The 17,365-nt window shown below is 64.3% G+C and carries 9 protein-coding genes; 4 read left to right on the top strand and 5 right to left on the bottom strand.

Annotated features, from left to right (window positions below; translation table 11 throughout):
• Positions 1–213 precede the first annotated feature (213 nt).
• A complete protein-coding gene (locus BM158_RS19680; protein ID WP_091563667.1) occupies positions 214–807 on the bottom strand; it encodes a hypothetical protein in 594 nt (197 codons plus the stop codon).
• Between the two features lie 858 nt (positions 808–1,665).
• Here BM158_RS19680 and BM158_RS19665 point away from each other — a divergent pair.
• Positions 1,666–2,430, top strand: a complete 765-nt coding sequence (locus BM158_RS19665; RefSeq protein WP_131802089.1) for a hypothetical protein — start codon at positions 1,666–1,668, stop codon at positions 2,428–2,430.
• Positions 2,431–2,770: 340 nt separating this feature from the next.
• Positions 2,771–3,421 (top strand): 8-oxoguanine DNA glycosylase OGG fold protein, encoded by a 651-nt coding sequence (locus BM158_RS19660; RefSeq protein ID WP_131802088.1) that lies wholly within the window; start codon positions 2,771–2,773, stop codon positions 3,419–3,421.
• Positions 3,422–3,535: 114 nt separating this feature from the next.
• On the opposite strand, the gene BM158_RS19655 is transcribed toward BM158_RS19660, so the two are convergent.
• Together BM158_RS19655 and BM158_RS19650 are read right to left on the bottom strand one after the other, a co-directional pair.
• Positions 3,536–5,155 carry a DUF726 domain-containing protein gene (locus tag BM158_RS19655; protein ID WP_091563655.1) on the bottom strand — a complete coding sequence of 540 codons (1,620 nt, stop codon included), beginning with the start codon at positions 5,153–5,155 and terminating at the stop codon, positions 3,536–3,538.
• A gap of 37 nt (positions 5,156–5,192) precedes the next feature.
• Complete coding sequence (locus tag BM158_RS19650) at positions 5,193–10,016, bottom strand: DEAD/DEAH box helicase (protein ID WP_229827353.1); 4,824 nt, start codon at positions 10,014–10,016, stop codon at positions 5,193–5,195.
• Positions 10,017–10,530: 514 nt separating this feature from the next.
• Here BM158_RS19650 and BM158_RS19645 point away from each other — a divergent pair.
• The gene (locus tag BM158_RS19645; RefSeq protein ID WP_091563652.1) at positions 10,531–11,730 is read left to right on the top strand and encodes a PDDEXK family nuclease; all 1,200 of its coding nucleotides are present in this window, start codon (positions 10,531–10,533) and stop codon (positions 11,728–11,730) included.
• A gap of 95 nt (positions 11,731–11,825) precedes the next feature.
• Here BM158_RS19645 and BM158_RS21600 read toward each other — a convergent pair whose 3' ends face one another.
• Both BM158_RS21600 and BM158_RS19640 read right to left on the bottom strand, forming a co-directional pair.
• Positions 11,826–12,209: a hypothetical protein gene (locus BM158_RS21600; protein WP_131802087.1), complete on the bottom strand. Its 384-nt coding sequence runs from the start codon at positions 12,207–12,209 to the stop codon at positions 11,826–11,828.
• Positions 12,210–12,480: 271 nt separating this feature from the next.
• Entirely contained in the window at positions 12,481–15,321 is a 2,841-nt protein-coding gene (locus BM158_RS19640) for an HsdM family class I SAM-dependent methyltransferase (RefSeq protein ID WP_091563650.1), read from the bottom strand.
• Positions 15,322–16,768: 1,447 nt separating this feature from the next.
• Here BM158_RS19640 and BM158_RS19635 point away from each other — a divergent pair.
• Positions 16,769–17,365, top strand: a complete 597-nt coding sequence (locus tag BM158_RS19635) for a hypothetical protein (RefSeq protein ID WP_229827354.1) — start codon at positions 16,769–16,771, stop codon at positions 17,363–17,365.

Raw genomic sequence — 17,365 nt, 5'->3', positions numbered from 1 at the left:
GTGCGCTCAGATTCCCGGCCTGCAGTATCAAGATCAGTATCACGAGACGCCCGGGACAGTTCTGACTCTCGCGGGGCGATGACGCGCCGGTCACTCCCGGCATCTTGTTCCTTTTTGGACGCGCAGCTGGGTCAGCTGGGCGCGAACATCGGCGGAGCTGACGCGCAGCACTCCCATCGCTCGGGTGTTTACGGCCAAGGAATCTCGCAGGTCTCATTCGGCCTTCGCGTGGCCATCGAGGTATGCGTCGATGCAGGTCTGTAGGAACATCAGCGAGAGGGGCACGACATCGTCGATGTCGATGTCACCGTGGTCCTCGAATGCGCCCGTGTCTCGCTCGACCTCGATCCAGAACCGGTGGATGGCTGTCAGGATCGTCAGAGCATCGGTGAACAGTTCCACGTCAGGCTCGTGGTCAACATCGACCAGGTACTTCTGCAGCTCGTGGGTCAGGTCGTGCCTGTGCGCGGCAATCTGGTCAAGGCGTGTCACCTGGTCGCCGGTCAGCGCTCCCATCGCTTGCAACCACAGCAAAGACGCTGTGAACCGGTTCTTGGGTGCAAGGTCAAGTACCGATCTCTGATAGTCGGCTTGTCCTTGCACGCCGGTCCACCAGGTGCCATCGCCCACGGATACATAGCCGAAGAAGGCCTTCACGTCCTCCAGGACGGTCTGCTTCATCAGCTCGTGAGTCAGCTGATAAAGACCCGAGAAGGCAAGCGTGGCCCGGATGCGCTCGGGCGACAACTTCGCCCGGAGCTGCCGCTCGTACTCCACCGGATCGTCGGCATAGCCCATCACCGCCACCAGCCAATGACCATGACATGCGTGAACACGCATTCATCATGGCGGCAGGGGAGCGCGGGGGTCGAGGCATTAGCGTTCGCCCATGGCTGCGGATCAACGTCCGGACCCCGCCCGCCCGCGCCGTGTTTTTGCGAGCTGGTCCCACGCGAGTGATGCGGCAGGCAAGACGGAGGACGTCGACCTAGCTGATCGGGCTGATGGCGAATGGCGCGAGTAGGTGAGGATGCTCGTCACGGTGCTACGCGAACACCGGATAGACGCCGATGCGGACATCTTCCACAGCAACGACATCGACATCGATTGGACGCGGTACGGGCCGAATGCGGTCGCAGCAGCGAACGTCGTGTCTTTTAGCTTGCTGGCCATTTTCTTGAAGCCCTGCGCGTCTTTCCTTTGAGCCGGCGTGAGGCTGCGCGGCGGACGGCCTCTTTTACTACTGGCGCCGGTGGGGCTTCTCCGCGGCGCGTGGCGTTGGCGCTCAGTTCCGCGGTGAGCTTGTTCGCAACCCGCTGGTGCTCGCCGGGCAGCGCACGGTCTCGCGGTCCGTGCGAGATTCCACCTATCAAAGCTTCCAGCTGCGGATACTGGACAGGACGGCCTCCTGGTGCGGGCTTCAGGTCGTGGTAGGCCAGGGCCCGCCGGACCGATCGTTCGCTGACAGCGAGCTCACGCGCTATCGCCGCTGCGGTGGAGTGGGCGGCCTGCAGTGCTGCGAGGGCGCTGGCGTCGTCTAGCTGCGGCGCGGCGCGGCGTCGGCCCACCGGATCAGAATAGCGCCGGGAAAAGTCTCGGGCCGTTCCATGGCTCACGCTCATCGGGTCAGGTCATTGTGGCCTGCGCCGGGAGGGAGTGTTGGCCGTGTTGAAGCTGCCGGATCCGTCGGACCTCGTGTCGGGGACCGCGACGTGGCGAGATGTGCAGGCGGCGTTCGGGCATGCTCGGTCATGCCGGGCGGAGGACTACGTAACCGCGGTGCTGTACAGGTTGCTGCGGGATGGCTCGGTCACGACGCGGCGGGTGATGGTCGCAGCGCTGCTGGCGGGTCAGCGCCGGGAGGTGCTCCGCCGAGTGGCCGCCCATGGGCCTCTCACCGCGGCAGCGATCTGGACATCATTCGGACCCGATCTTGCGCTGTACGACGAGCGCGGCGACATCGTTCTGGTGGTCGAGAACAAGCTGGACGGTGGGCCGTCGCAGGCATCGAGCCTGGCGCGGCTGCTAGCGCGTTGCACGCCAGATCTAACGCTCTCGCCGGGGGTGGACTTTCACCAGGAGCTGGCACTCGATCCCGAGCTCTGGCAGCTTGACTCGTATGCGGTCTTTCACGGCCGGTGGGTGCCGTTCGACCTGCAGCTGGTCGCTGCTGGTGCAGCAACCTGGGTGTTCTGGACGGGGTCGGCGACCGCGACGGCGCAGTCGGCGTACGTGGGTGCACACACCGCGGAATCCTGGAAGACGACCCGGCACGCGGAAACTGCTGAGTTCCTGCGGCCCCATCTCGGTCGGGGGGTGTTCGCGCCAGAGGATGAGCCGTGGGCAGACCTGCTGCTCCGAATGCTGCGCGTGCCGTGGCGGGGGCCGCGCCGACCGGAGTCATACCTGCCGCTGTGCCTAAGTGAGTGACCCGGGCTCCAGAGGCGATTCCCGGCTCGGCGGTGGATGGTTCGATCTGCCGACAATGGCCGGGGTGTCCAGGCGCGCTCTGACTCGGCGAGGGGAATGGACCGACCGCTGGTTCGGGTGACTGCCGACGTCTCCGTATTCCAGTCAAGGGAGTCAGTGCTCAATGCGGTCCGCTCAAGCTCGGTCCATCTTCAACGGCACTGTGCCGCCTTTGAAGTGGAGGTCGACAACCCGGTGGTCGTGCGGTGCCGAAATCGACCACGTGCAGGGCGAATTGGGCGCGCCGGGGCCTGCTCGGGTGTCCCGGCCCGCCGCGCGGGGGTTGTGTCAGGCTGCCGTGATGGTGGAGTTGGCGAGTCAGGAACAGGTGATGGCGCAGGCGGTGGATTTTCGGGCTTCATGGTGGGAGCGGTACGTGCCGGGGGAGTGGTGGCCACAGTCCCTGGTGCGGTTGCCGGGGGCGCCTGGTCATCCGGGTTATCAGCGGGTGACCCGCCAGGACCTGTTCGACCTCGCGGCCGCGGCCCACTCGCCGGAGGGGCGAGTGGGCCTGCTGCTGGGCTGCTATCTGTGGGGGACCGGGCCGTCGGCCTTCCTGGTGGGCCGCAGAGCGCGCACGTTCACGCGCACGCCGCTGACGGTGGTGGCTGAGCGGCTGGCGCGGGTCGACGAGGTGATGGCCACTGAGGGGCCGGTGGCTGCGTACGCGTCGATGACCCGAGGCGGACCGAACGCGGTCGCCTACCTGGGGCCCGCGTTCTTCACCAAGTACCTGTACTTCACCGGCGCTGACCTGCCGCGGCGGCCGCTGATCCTGGACCGCAAGGTCGCCGCAGCGTTCGGGCACATGGATCCACCGTGGAACATCGGGTCCTATGGCTGGGGGTCGGTCACCTATGAGCGCTACCTGCATCGCGCCGAAGCCCTCGCCGCCGAGCACGGTGTCAGCGGGGACGCCGTCGAGCACGGACTGTTCACTGGCCGCCTGTAAGGGGTGTCGACGACGGATGGGACTGCCGCACGCACTGGTAGCAATGGGGGCCCGACGGCTCGACCGTTCCGAGGGGGCCGGAAATGCGAGCAGCGCACCGAATCCAGCATTCCCTTACGGCTGCAACTTGACCGAAGCGACATATGCAGAGTGGCCGGGAACAAGTGCGCTGACGTTCCTATCCTTCATCCCTGGCCGACGAGATCCCATGCCCGAGTGCCCGATTGCGGACTCGCCGAGTTCCGCCAGCCGATAGACCCACTCCAGCACAGCATCGTTGCTGGACCAGTAGTTCCATACCGTGCCCTGGACGGCGGAGTCGAGGTCGTGCCACTGGTCCTTGCGGCCGACGGCAGCACCCAGCAAATGCATCGTCTCGACCCGTTTCGGACCGGGCTTGGTGGCCAGTGCCTCCGCGGCGGTGACCATGACTCGGGCGCCCAGGCTGTGTCCCATGAGCACGTAGGGGCCCTCCGTGCTCCGGGCGATCAGGTCGGCCAGCATCGCTCCGGTCATGCCGGCACGGGTCTTGGCGACCGACCAGGGGTTGGTCGCCACGTCGTGGGCCGCCATGAGCCAGCCGAAACCGGGCAGGCTCGCCAGCTTGCTGCCGCGTCGGGCTCCTTGCAGCAGCATCGCCTTGACCGCGGCCTTGCCGCCGGCGGACAGAAGGACTGCGCCGAGGTCCTTGAGCTCCTTGGCGCCCCAGTGGACCTGGTACACGGGTGAGTCGGGGTACTGGGTGTCGATCAGCCGTTGCCAAGACGTCCAGGCGGATACGCCCTGGGTCAGGAAGCCGGTAGCGAAGACGACCGGGATACCGGGTCCGGACCGGACGAGCTCGATGGAGAACGACGAGTCGGCCCCTGCATAGGACGAGACCGTTGCTGCTCCGAGGGCTCCGCCGAGTGCGGTACCGGTTGCGGTGACTACGGCCGTGCCCCCGGCCATGCCCAAGCCTCCGGAAGCGATGGCGCCACCGCCCAGCATAGCCAAGCCGTGGCTGGTGGCTGCCGCTCCGGTCAGGGAACCGCCGAACATGGAGCTGCCCAGGGCAGCGCCGAGGGCTGGTGCTGCGAAGAACGCGAGCGGGGCGACCACAGCTGCCGCACCGATCGTTCCGGCCGCGACCTTGCTGATGCGTTCCATGTTCCGGGACTCGAACTCGAGGCTGCTCCGGTAGTCGGCGAGCGTGTCGAAACGCGCCTCCAGCTTCTCGAAGCCAGGAATGACGTGACGGTGCTCAGCGCAGAACGCGACTCGGATGGTGGCGCGTGGCCTGATGACCGAGCGGTGAGCGCACCCCAGTGCCGCACACTCGACATTCGGGGTCCCGCAGGCCACGCACAGATAGGTTCGCAGCGGGCGATCCGCACCTTCGACGTATCGGTGCTCGGTCTTGCCGAAGCACCCCGAGCACCAGGCCGTGACCGACCGGTCGGATAGCCGCGCGGCCAGGTCGGCAAGAGCCAGAGCGTCCTGGTGCTCCACGTCGGCCGCTTCCCGATGGCCGGCCCGCTTCTCTGGGGAGCGGGATCGGCGGTAGCCGAGCTCGTTGGCCGCGAACCCGAGGACAAGGGCGACCAACGCCACGTTGTCGAGCAGCCGTGGGCTTCCGTCGATGAAGGGGTCCGCGTCATCTGGCCCCGCGCCACGGGCGATGAGGTCGTGCTCGGCGGACGTCAGCTGTACCTCGAAACCCCTCCCGTGCGGGCGATACACCAACTCGGCCATCAGACTCTCCCTCCTGTGTGGGCGAGCAAGCTGCAGGTCATGCCTGTGCGGCTATGACATCGAGGGACGGAAGCCCATCGACAACCTGCATCGTGCGGAGGGACACGGTGACGATGCGGGCGAGCAGGTCGAGGATGTACCGGGGATCGCCGACCTCGCGGGACCAATCGTTGGGGTCGTTGACGATCCCGGACGCCTTGTCGGTCTTGACCCAGTAGCGGTCGATGATCCACTCGATCGCAGACCGGCTTCCCAGGGTGTACCGGTAAGCCTCCTCGGGGATCCCCCGCAGGGTGATGTGGTCGTTGTAGTGGATGACCGACCGGTCGCGCTTCTCCCCGGAGGCCTTCTGCGCAGGCGACGGCTTACCGAAGGTCATCTTCTTGCCGACGGCGAAGAACCCGTAGTCGGCGTCGCCGCCGGGCCCGTTGACGTCGAGGCCGTCGAGCGGGTGCGGCTCGACGGCCTCGTAGCCCAGATGCAACTCCGACAGTGTCCGGCCGGACTCGGCGAATGCCCGGAAGTCAGCAGCGAACGGAATACGGGGGAGTACCTTCTTTAGATCCGCTGCGTAAATCTGCCGGTAGTCGGTGGAATGCAAAAGACCGTACACGTAGTAAAAGATGTCGTCCTTCGTGACCGTGTCCCTTGGGTAGGCGGCAGCGAAAAGCGCCAGCGCCTCATCGGTGATGTTGTCGATTCGTCGATGGCCACCGAAAACTTCACCCTCGCCGACGTGGAACATGTGCGCACTATCAACTGGTTCGTATCGCCAACGCGAGAAGGAGCGACACGGGTCAACGAAAAGGCCAAGATTTGGGATTGAGTCGGCGATTAGAGTTGAGAACGGAGTTCTACCTTGGGGAGTTACATTGAGAATCGTCAAGTTCGGCAACTGGGCTGTGGGGAAAAGAGCGGGGTTCTGATACTGAACCTCGTTCAGATTGGGGTCGAAGTACAGATGCGTTTTCGTGAAAGGCCTATACAAGGAGGGGCGTAATTTCACGGATTCAGTTGGCGGCAGTGGGCGCCCCCTCCCGTGACGCGCGCGTAGGGATCGCGACCAACTTATGAGCGTTGGGTCGTCGGGCGCGTGAAGCCCCAGCGATTCATTGAAGGTAGCCACGAGTTTGTCCACTTGTGCCAGCACCTTCGAGCGTGAGAAGCCCGTCACCCAGACATCACGGTTCGTAACGATCCCGTACGTGGTCTTATCAAAAATCCGTGCCGATGTCACATCGCCGATCGGCAGAAACTGATCAAAGTCTTCCGTGCGCTGGCTAAACCAGTCGCCAAAGTCGTTCGGATTGACGGGGGAAGACGCCATCTGTCCAATGCTGACTTCCGCACTAACCTGCAGAAGTTTCGCCTCTCGACTGAGGTATTCGCCAACGTCACTATAGCGAATTGATGCGGGTCCTGAATCGATTGGGTTCCTAACAAGTACGGTGATGGCGACCGTGGCGCGGCTGCCTCCGCCGAAAATCTTGCCGCCCTCTCGACGAGCTATCTCGCCTGCGGTGCGCTGATTGCCGCGCAAATTAAAAATATAGATTGTCGAGAATTCTTGCGCTAGCGTCAGTCGCATGCCATCCGCAGCATTAGAGTCCAGGAATCCTCCATTCGTGACAAAAGCAATGATGCCGCGATCTCTGATGCGAAGCGTTGCCCACTTGATGGCCCGAACATATGAGTCATACATCGAGCGCATGGACGTGGAGGCGGACCGAGCGACGTAAGTCCGCTCGATTTCGCCGTCCAGAGTGGGATACTTCTCGTTGGCATTGTCGTCGTTGGCGGATTCCTGCCCTACGGAGTAAGGCGGGTTTCCGACAATGACCTGGATGGGCAGGGCCTTTTGGCGCTCTAGGCGGTCGTTGTTCTCGGGGATGACGTCGAGGTCCTGCTGGTCGTCGTCCTCCCAGCTCTGGAAGCTGTCGGTGAGAACGAGGCCCGGGAACGGGGCTGCCGCGCCGCTCAGTTCTTCGTAAGTGGCTTCGATGTTGGCGGCGGCGATGTAGTAGGCGAGCAGCAGGATTTCGTTGGCGTGCAGCTCCGCGGCGTACTTCCGCGCCAGGTCGTGCGGGGTGATGAGTCCGAGCTGCAGCAGCCGGACGATGAAGGTGCCGGTGCCGGTGAACGGGTCGAGCACGTGCACGCCTTCGTCGGTGAGCCCCTGGCCGAATTCCGTGCGTAGTACGTCGTCGGCCGAGCGGAGGATGAAGTCGACGATCTCGACCGGGGTGTAGACGATGCCCAGCTTGGCGACGGTCTTGGGGAACGCGGTGGCGAAGAACTTGTCGTAGAGCTCGACGAGCACCCGCTGCTTGCCGGCGGCGTTGTCGATGCCCGCGATCCGCCGGCGGACGCTGTCGTAGAAGCCTTCCAGGGTCTCGTTCTCCGCACCCAGGGCGTGCTCGTCGAGGACAGTCAGCATGTTCTCCATGACCCGGCCGACCGGGTTGCCGGCGATAAAAGAGCTCTGGGCGAACAGCGCCTCGAAGACGGGCCGTGTGATGAGGTGCTGGGCGAGCATGTCGACCGCGGCGTCGTCGGTGATCGAGTCGTTGAGGTTGCCGCGCAGCCCAGCGACGAAGTGCGCGAACTCATCAGCTGCAGGCCCACCGGCGGCGAGCAGGCCCTTGATCCGGGCGACGTGGGCCTCGGCGATCGCGGCGATGTCCTTGGCCCAGGACTCCCAGTAACGGCGTTCGCCGACCTTGGCCACGATCCGGGCATACATGGCGTCGCGGAACTGGTCGGCGGGGAACTCCATGAGCAGCTGCTCAGGAGTCTTCTTCCCCGGCTCGACCGGGCCGGGGATCTCCGCGCCGCCGTCGCCGTCGTCCGGGTTGGTGACGGTGACAATTTCGAGCTTGTCGGGGCGGTGCTTGTTCAGCTCGATCTGGTTCACCAGGGCGTGGAAGCGGTCGTCGTGGCTCCGCAGCGCCTGCAACACCTGCCAGACAACCTTGTAGCGCTCGTTGTCCCGCAGCGCCTCCTCCGGCGCGACCCCGGCGGGCACGACGACCGGCAGCACGATGTAGCCCAGTTCCTTGCCGGGAGCCTTGCGCATCACTCGGCCGACGGACTGCACGACGTCGACCTGGGACCCGCGGGGGGTGAGGAACAGGACGGCGTCGAGTGACGGGACGTCGACGCCTTCGGAGAGGCAGCGGGCGTTGGTGAGCACTCGGCATACGCCGTCCGGGGCCGGTTCTTTAAGCCAGGCCAGGTGGGTGTTGCGTTCGTGCACGCCCATCGTGCCGTCGACGTGCGCAGCCTGGATGCGCAGCTTGGGCCGGTCGTCGGGGGCGTCGATGAGGGCGCGGTCGGCGAGGTCGGGGAACGCGGCAGCGGCGGCCTTGGAGGCCTTGATGTGCTGGGCGAATGCGACCGCGGTACGCATCGGGGCCGTGGACACCGGGCGGCTGTCGTCGTCCTGGGCGTGGGTGACGTTGCTGCCGAAGTTCTTGGCCAGGCCGTTCCAGCAGCCAATCAGCTTGGCGGCCTGGTCGAGCTGGATCTCGCCCGTGTGTGCCATGGCCTGCTGGAAGTTCTCCGCCACGTACTTCTCGTCCACCGCAAGTACGAGGACCTTGTAGTCGGTGAGCAGGTCGGCCTCGACCGCCTGTCCGAACCCCAGCCGGTGCAGTTCCGGCCCGAACGTTGCTTCGTCGCCCATGTCGGCGAGAACGGCGTCGCTCTCCGTGGCCTTACGCTTGACCTCATCGCCGAACACCCGCGGTGTAGCGGTCATGTACAGCCGCTTGGTTGCCTTGAGCGCGGTCGCGTCGTGGACCTTGACGAACGCAGAGTCGTCGCCGTCGGCCAGGGTCACGCCGGTGGTGCGGTGCGCCTCGTCGCATATCACCAGGTCGAAGGCGGGCAGGCCCTGGGCCTGGGCGGCGATGACGACGTCGATGGACTGGTAGGTGCAAAACACGACCCGCATCCGGGCCGCCGAGTGCTTGCCGGTGTTGAACCGCGCCAGCAACTTCTCAGGGCTGGTGGAGGCAGGTTCGGCTAGGTCGATGACCGACTGGTCGGCGTCGTCGCTGCGCACCCGCCCGACCCGGACGTCGGAGCAGACCGCGAAGGATCGGATGTCGACCTCGGCGTTGGCCATCCACTCCCGCAAGCTCTGCGACAGCAGCTGGATGCTGGGCACGCAGAACAGCACCGTCTTACCCGGGCCGGCCAGTTCTTCCGCGATCCGAAGGCTGGTGAAGGTCTTTCCGGTGCCACAGGCCATCACCAGCTGGCCGCGGTCGCGGGAGGCAAGCCCGGCCCGCACGTCGTCCAGGGCTGCCTGCTGATGTGGGCGCAGCGCCTTCTTGCCGGTCGGGACGACGACCTCGGGGGTGTGCCAGGAGAAGGCGTCCCAATCGATCGCGGCACCTTCGAGGTAGCCGATGTCGACCCGCTGCGCGACGCCTTCCAGGGTTTCCTCGGCATTCGCCGACCAGCCGGCAGCGGTGTCGAACACGATCCGCCGGGTAAACTCGGCCTTGGCCGAGGCGCTGATGAAGGAGTCGATGTCGGCTTTGGCCACGGTGCGGCCGGGTGCGTAGAACTTGCACTGAATCGCGGTCAGTGCGCCGTCGTCGGCGTTGGCGGCGACCAGGTCGATCCCGGTGTCAGGCCGGTTGGCCCGGTCGGGCCAGTCCGACCACAACCAAACGTCGCTGAACTTCGCCGTCCACTCCGGGTCGGAGGTCAGGTAGGCACGGATCAGGCGCTCGAACTTGTCGCCCTTGTCGCGCTCATCCAGGGCGGTGGAGCGAAGCTGGTCCAGTACGGCGTGAATGGTCCCCGTCACCCTGTGCATCCTGCCCGATGCAGTGAGCCGGTCGTCCACGGCCGCGAACCAGACCGGCCGGCGATGTCGGGACAAACCCGGCAGCAGCGGCGGAGGCTCTAGGGACGGCTGCACGCGTGGGTGACAGCTCGAGCTGGCCAGCCTGCTTGACGCTGACCGGTCGGCAGTCCCACATCCTCGAGGCCTGGGTACAGGCGATCACAACGGTCACAGTTGCAGCCCTTGCAGCCGTTCCGGAGGAGTTCCACAGCCACTTGTGAGGCAGGCTGCCGTCACCTGCCTTTATGGGGGCAGATCTCTCCCTCGGTGGGCCGCGACCGGGCACGCTGATGGATCTCTATCCATGGCGGTACCACCATTCGGGGGCGCCGAGGCGAGACAGGAACGATGAGCTTGTGACGTTCACGGACTATGGACCGAGTGCGCTGGTCAAGCGTCGGGGCGCCTCCCGACCTGGCGCTGCAGCCGACCGAGCAGCGATGCTTCAGGGCCGCAGGCCGCCGCTCGTGGTCAGCGACCCGCTGGAGGCCACGACGTGGAGCCAGGTGCGATTGTGCTGAAGACCTCGACGTTGGATGCCACCATACGAGCCCTGGTTGGGCCTGTCGTGCCGTTTCAGCCAGGCCGAAAGCTCACGGCTTTCGCAAATTGGTTCACGACCCCGGCCAACAACAAGCTGGTGCTCGCCGTCCGCCCGGGTCTCGGGTTGAACGACACGGCGACCGCAGTGGCCCACGCCATGGCATGGCAGGGCCGCCGCGAACTGGTGCTGCTCCTATCCGACGCCGCGGTGGCCTCGTCCGCGGCCCGGCTCGCCTACATCGCCACCCCGCTGCAGATCTGGGCGGTCGATGACACCCTCACACCCACCTCAACGCCGATCCCGACAGTCGAAGGCGTCGTCGCAGCCGCGAGCAACCGCCCGCTGCGTGGCGAGCCGCAGCACGATTTGGGCACGGTCGGCCCGTGGGTGGGCGATCTCGTGGAAAGCGTGGACCGGCACTGGGCGCTTGTCGATGCCCACCGCGGCAACTATCTGTCCTGGCACTGCGCCGGCCGGCAGGTCCTCAAGCTCACCCGCACCGGTACGGGTGTGCGCGTTCAGGCCGGCGTGCAGTACAGCAACCCTCCGGCGGGCCGACAGCCGTACGACCGTACGGCCACCGCGCCGTTGACTGAAGCCGAGCGGGCCGAGGCGGAGGCCGCGATCGCCGTGGCCGTCGCAGACCGGCTCACGGGCCGCGACGCCGACCACGTCGAGCATCGGATGCAGGCCACGCTCGGGCGCACTGGCCTTCGGGAGCTCGGCCTGGTGGAGCTTGCACGCGAGTACCCCGCCTGGCGCGCCGACGGAGCGCCAGGCTTCATCGACTTCCTCGGCCTCGACAGTGCCGGGCAGCTCCACATCATCGAGACCAAGATCGGCTCTGACGACATGCTGGTGTTCCAGGTGTTGAACTACCTGAGCTGGGTGACCGCCCATGCCTCGGCGATCCGGGCCGACCGCGGGTGGCCGGCAGGCGACGACTCCGTCGTCCACATCGACTTCGTACTGGCGCCGAAGACCGGAGACCGGCCGCAACCCGCACTCGGCCCGTACACCGCGGGTCAACTCGCCGCGCTCCGGGAAGACGTGGCCTGGCGCATCCACCTGATCGACGACGCGCACGGAGAAGCCCCGGTCATCCACTCCTACCGACCACGAGAGGTGCCACCGCCACGACCCGGCGTCGTGGCCGCACCGGTCTGCTGACGGCCGCCCTGTGCGTGCAACAGGGTGTAGAGCGTCCGAGCTCAACTGCTCAGCCCTCTGTTGCGGTTACCTCAAGAGCTGGCTCTCGACAACAATCATTTGATCTTGATGTGGAAGTGAACTAGTTGAATCGGACCCGCGTGGTTGCTCTTATGACGTTGGATGGTCGCTTGACTGCCCGTGGGAACAAGATGGTCAGCCGCGGCCAGATCGGGTTCGTGGGATATGGCGGCATTGACCAGCCGCAGCGCCGCGGAGGGCGATACCCCCGACAGGTAGCCCAGCATTACGCCAGGTAGAGAATGCGAACTCGAATAACGGCCATCAAGGAAGCGCCGCATTCCATCCCGTACATATTTCTGGGCCAACTGGCCACGCACCGACAGGCGCTTTGCCTCGATGCGAACCTCGGCACTCCCAACACGCAGAGTCACGTCCGGTCGAGGGCTCCTGGACGGATCAGCGGTTCCCGCCAGCATCGCCCGACTCAATTGCGGACCGTCATAAAAGACGTGGACCAAGGCCCACTGTAGTTGATCACTCCGTAGGACGTCCAAACAGTTCGCGACGACACGAGCTGTGCAACTCACTTCTGCGTCGGAGAACCGGTCAAATGAACTTCCTGCCCAACGGTCCAGCGCCGTGTTCAGGAGCCTTACTAGCAGATGTTCCGCGTCACTAGTCGCCGCCTCGACAACCCAGACCGAGATCCGTCCGCGCACTTGGTTTCGCAATCCCCCGAGCAAGAGACTACATCTCGCTCGTGATAGCCGTCAGAATTGCGTCTGCATCATCCAGGGCAATGTCCGTCGACCATCGATCAATGTCCAGAGTTTTGATCACATAGATGGTATTATCCCCCAGAAACATGCCTCCAGGCTGAGCAACAATTCCGGACGTATGTGGGTTCTGTTTAGCGAGTTCATCGATGATGCTGGGTACGTCGACTACCGAAGGCAACCATTCTTCTTCCCGATCGGGCGTGCGCAACGTGACGGTAACTGCCTGATAGCTTCCCTGCCGCCGCGCGGCAGCAGCAACCTCAAAAGAAGGAAGAGAGGCACTTAGCGAGCTGCCGAGTGTCTGCAGATAGCGGGTGGCCGTCTGATCGTCCAGCGCTTGAGTCATAGCTCCTTTCGCAAATGTGCTCAACCGCGTTGCGAGAAGAGACCGTATTCGCTCGCGATCCGCCGGTGTCAACTTGAAGAGATCGAACACTAGTTCGTCAAGGTCCACCGTGGCAGACATGCGGTCTGGGCTGCGAAGGATTTCGTCTATTCTGGATAACTGACCTGCATCGGCTTGCGCTAGTGGTAGTCCGAGGTGTTCGTTCAACTCGACGAAGTCGCGTTCTACACCCCAAGACGATGACGTTAGGAAATGCCAGTAGCGTCCAAGTGAGCTGGTGGTCGTCGCCAGCAGAACTTTGAGTAGCGGCAGATCGGCGGCGGGAGCCGAAAGACCGATCATGCTGTTATTGAAGACGGTGTCGCTTTGCAATAGGGCAGCGGAGATTCGGCCAGCTTGGAACGTTCGCCCGATAACGACGAGCGGTGCCCTGTAGAGATCTCTCGGCCGAGTTCGATGCAGGGTCGGCAGATCGAAAAATGGCAGTCGTGTTGCCTTCACGCCACGCTCGTCGAGGTCTCTCACGGTCAAAATCGGGAGACCGTGCATCGCACTCGCGTCGCTAGCGCCACCCCCGCCAATTTGGAACCCTTGGCCTGTGCGCCAACCGTGACTTTCCGCAACGGCGCCCACTGGCGGACCCGCGCCTCTGATGTGGTCAATCAGTTCGAGGTCACGTTCCGTGCCCCAAAGCAAGGTCTTCCAGACATCGTTGCGCGTATGTCCAATTTGCCGCGGAACTAGGCGGACTTCCTCTGGCACGATTACTAGGGCGTCTACAGAATCCGCATGCAATCGTCGATGAGGAGCGACATGAAGAATAGGATCACTCGAAGCGCGCACATCCTTCTTATCTGCAACAATGATCGCCGCGGGTGCGGTCGCGTCGGCGAACAGGCCACGCCGGATCGCGGATAAGTCAACGATCGTTTGAACGTGCAAGTTCGCAAACATCTCGCTACGAAACGCCAGGGACTGATGGCTTCGGTTGTGCAGAATGGGTTTCGCCGGCAGAACAAGGGCCAGCTTGCCGCCCTCCGACAGGTGGGACTCGGCTAGCCACACAAAGGCTTCGGCAATTTGCCTATCTGCAACAGAGCGATTATTCGCCTTGAGCCAACTGTTTGCTGGAGCGCTCAAACGACTCGCCCATGGCGGGTTCCCGACTACCGCATCGAACACTTCGTCCATCAGTGCGTGATTATCGAAAGCGTCTCCAACAATCAGATTCTTCCCCAGTAAGGATGGGAGCACTGCGGAGGCCCATACCGTAGGGGGGTCCATCTCGTCCAAGAGCGCGAGGTATAGGGCGAACGCCGTCACCCGCGCTGCCGCCAAATTGACGTCTACGCCGTAGATGCAGTGAGTCAGAAGTCGCTGCAATTCCGAAAAGTTGAGGTGGCGGCCTTGCGCCCGCGTCTGCTGGAACGCGACTCGGCGGAAGGCCTCAGCTAAGAAGGCGCCGCTTCCGCAAGAGAAATCGACGATCCGCGGTAATGGGCGATCTTGCCACGGTAATACCTCATCGAGCATAAGGTCAACGATGAAGCGCGGGGTGTAATAGGCTGCATCTTGGGTCCGCCTAGATTCCAGCAGCTGCTCGTACACAGTACTAATGAGTTCTCCGGGTAAGACGCTGAAGTCGTATGGCCATAAGCTCAATTGACCAGTGACCAGGTCGTCGCCCCTCAAAAGCGACGACACGGCTCGAACCATGCTGTCGTCCAAGACGTCGAGCGCCTGAGGAACCGATCCGAAGACATCACCGCTGAAGTGTTCCGCGAGTGTCGCGAAGAAGCTCCTAGTGGTGGATGTGCCCCCTTCGAAGATGTCAGAAATATGAGACCGACCCGCCAACTCATCCAGTCGGTCAACGTCCAGAACACCTCGGTCTGAGAGGTAGGAAGCCGTTAATGCCCCGCCAATGAAACTGTCCAAAGCATCTCGTCGCTCATCGTCGGCTTTAACCGACCCCCGCAGAACCTGTAGATTGCGCAGCAAGACTCGATCGACCCGGTTGGCGCGGTCAAAACGCGTGGCGAATGTCCGGGCCCACTCGCCACTTTCAATCTCGTGCCGATTGAACGCGGAAAGCAGGCCAGCGGTCACATCTATCGAGCTTGCTGATATCAGGGCGTCAGCGTCTGTTCGTGTGGTCAGATCGGAGCCGCTATAGGCTGAGACTAAGTCGCTCGTCGCGTTGATAAGCAAGGGCACCCGACCGTAATTCCACAGCCGATACCGAAGGGCTCGGAGGCCGCTAGTGCTTGACTCCTCGCAGAAGCCCACCAGGGGAACACCGTCTTGGAAGTATGCAGCGGACAATCCAACCTTGTCCCGCAAATCGCGCCATAGATATTCGCGTGCCCCGCCGTCAAGACCGTCGGCGCCGTTGACCAACCCATCCTGGCCCTGGTAGCCGAGGATGCCCAAAACTTCGTTAAGCGGGTTTGCGGGCGCCATCAGGCCACGCTGCTACTCATGCCCTGTGCCACATCGCCAGCTTAGGGATCGTGGAGCGACCGGCGATCCCTGGGTGGGCGAGCAGGCCCGGGACTTCGGGAAGACGACCTGTGGTGGCGAGGGGGAGGCGCCAAGAGGTTGATCATCGTTGCAGGAGAGAGGCCTGACTGACCCCGCAGACGATGGGCGGGCGCCAGCTTCTCGGCCCCGGTGTAGCGCCGACCGACGTCAACCGAATCCGCCCGCTCAGAGCCGCCCTCGCCGGCGGTGGTCGTGAAGTTGAAGCTCTTCATGGCCGCACCGTTCATCGATGCGACAGCAGGATGCGGCCTCGGTGGCGCGGAGACGTCAGCGGCCCAGGTGACGTATGACGGTTGACGGCCCCCGTTTGGCTTGAACCGTGGAGCCGCCCTTCTTCCCTGGTAGAGCCTGATGGTGTCGAGTCAGTGCCGAGGGCTGGCTGCCCTTCGGTGGGCGTTGAGACGTCTTTACTCTTTCTTGCTGCGCGGAACGCAAGGGCGCGGCGCGCAAGCCGCGGGCACGTCGGGGTACGCGAGCCACAACTGTCATGGGCGCTCATTCGGCGTTCGGCGGCTACCACGGTTCGATAGCTGCGACCAACGAGCCAAGTGCGAATCCAGGCGCCATTGGGATCTCGGTCGCGAAGGACCCGCCGCGCGCACGGCAGACGGCGGATTGTCCTGCCACGAAAGCGGCCCACACAGTTACACCCGCTACGAGACTGGTTGGGCTCGCGAACCCCAGGCCCAACCCGCTCAGCACAGCCAGTCGGACATCACCCCGGCCCACCCCGGCGTACCTCCACGCCACCATGAATGCCCCCGTCAGGAGAAGGGCACCGGCTAGAGCTCCTGCAAGAACAACCCAACACTCTGTGCCGGCGGACCCGACAGCGAGGAGAAGGACGACCACCACTGCGGCCTGGCGTACCAGTGCGGTGGGAATCCGACGGGCAGCGCCGTCGCAAAAAGCTAGCGCGGTGAGGGCCAAAGCCCACGCGACCAACGCTGGAAGCAGCGCCCCATCGACGCGGGTAGCTGACAAGCCCGCCGCTGCGGCCCCGATGCCGAACCCGGTAGCGACGTATGTGGACGTGGCCCATCTGCCGAACGGCCGGTGTGAACGCAGCTGACGAAGTCCTACTCGTACGAGCAGCGGCATGACCAGAGCGCCGACCAGTCCGCCGACCAAAGCAGCAGTCATGTAGGTGTCGTTCACCTACTTTCGCTATTGCTAGTGCTGAGTGCGCTGGTCGAAGCGACGTCACCCGAGTTGTACAACCAAGTGACCCTTCGTGACCCAAGGAAGCTCAAAACCGCCAGCGGATGTCACTGAACCGGGTGACGTGGCACCTGAAGCCATTGCTCCGCGCAACACGCGGCGCATGCTCCCGACCCAAGTGAGGAATGGAGGAAGGTGCCGCAGCATGACGCCCTCGCACGTCGTGGCTGCCCGCTGCGCCCTGATGACCCTGCCCCTCCTCCTCGCCGCGTGTTCCGGGGACAGGACTACTGAGCAGCCAACGGCTTCACCGACTCCGGCATCGTCCGCCCCCTCATCGACCGCTGCTCCTGAGGAGCAGGCGGTCGAGGCAGCCGACGCGCTCGTCCGCCTGTACTGGGAAACCGTCGACCAGCTCTACACGGACCCGAGCCTGTCCATCGACGATCTGTACGCAGTCGCGGTGGACCCCGAGGCAACCTCAGAGGCCGCGACCCTTCAGGCGTTTCGGGCAAGCGGCTACACTCAGACGGGGCAGTCGCAGGTCGTGAGCACGACGACGGGAGCCGTCGACCTCGACACCTCTGGCGACGCCGGCGACCTCCCCGCGGTCCAGATCACCGCATGCGTCGACGTCACCCAGGTCGGGGCACTCGACGCGAACGGTGCCGCCGTGGCTCTGCCCGAGCGAGCGCCCTTCCTGGTCTCCGACCTGACGATCGTGAACATCGCCTACCCCGACCCATCGGCCTGGCGGGTTAGCTCGGCCCCGAACACACAGGCGCAAGCATGTCCTGGCTGA

Origin of the sequence: Klenkia taihuensis (assembly GCF_900112525.1) — a bacterium.
Lineage (GTDB): Bacteria > Actinomycetota > Actinomycetes > Mycobacteriales > Geodermatophilaceae > Klenkia > Klenkia taihuensis.
The sequence above is the reverse complement of the archived record's forward strand: the minus strand, read 5'-3'. Positions and strand labels throughout refer to the sequence as shown.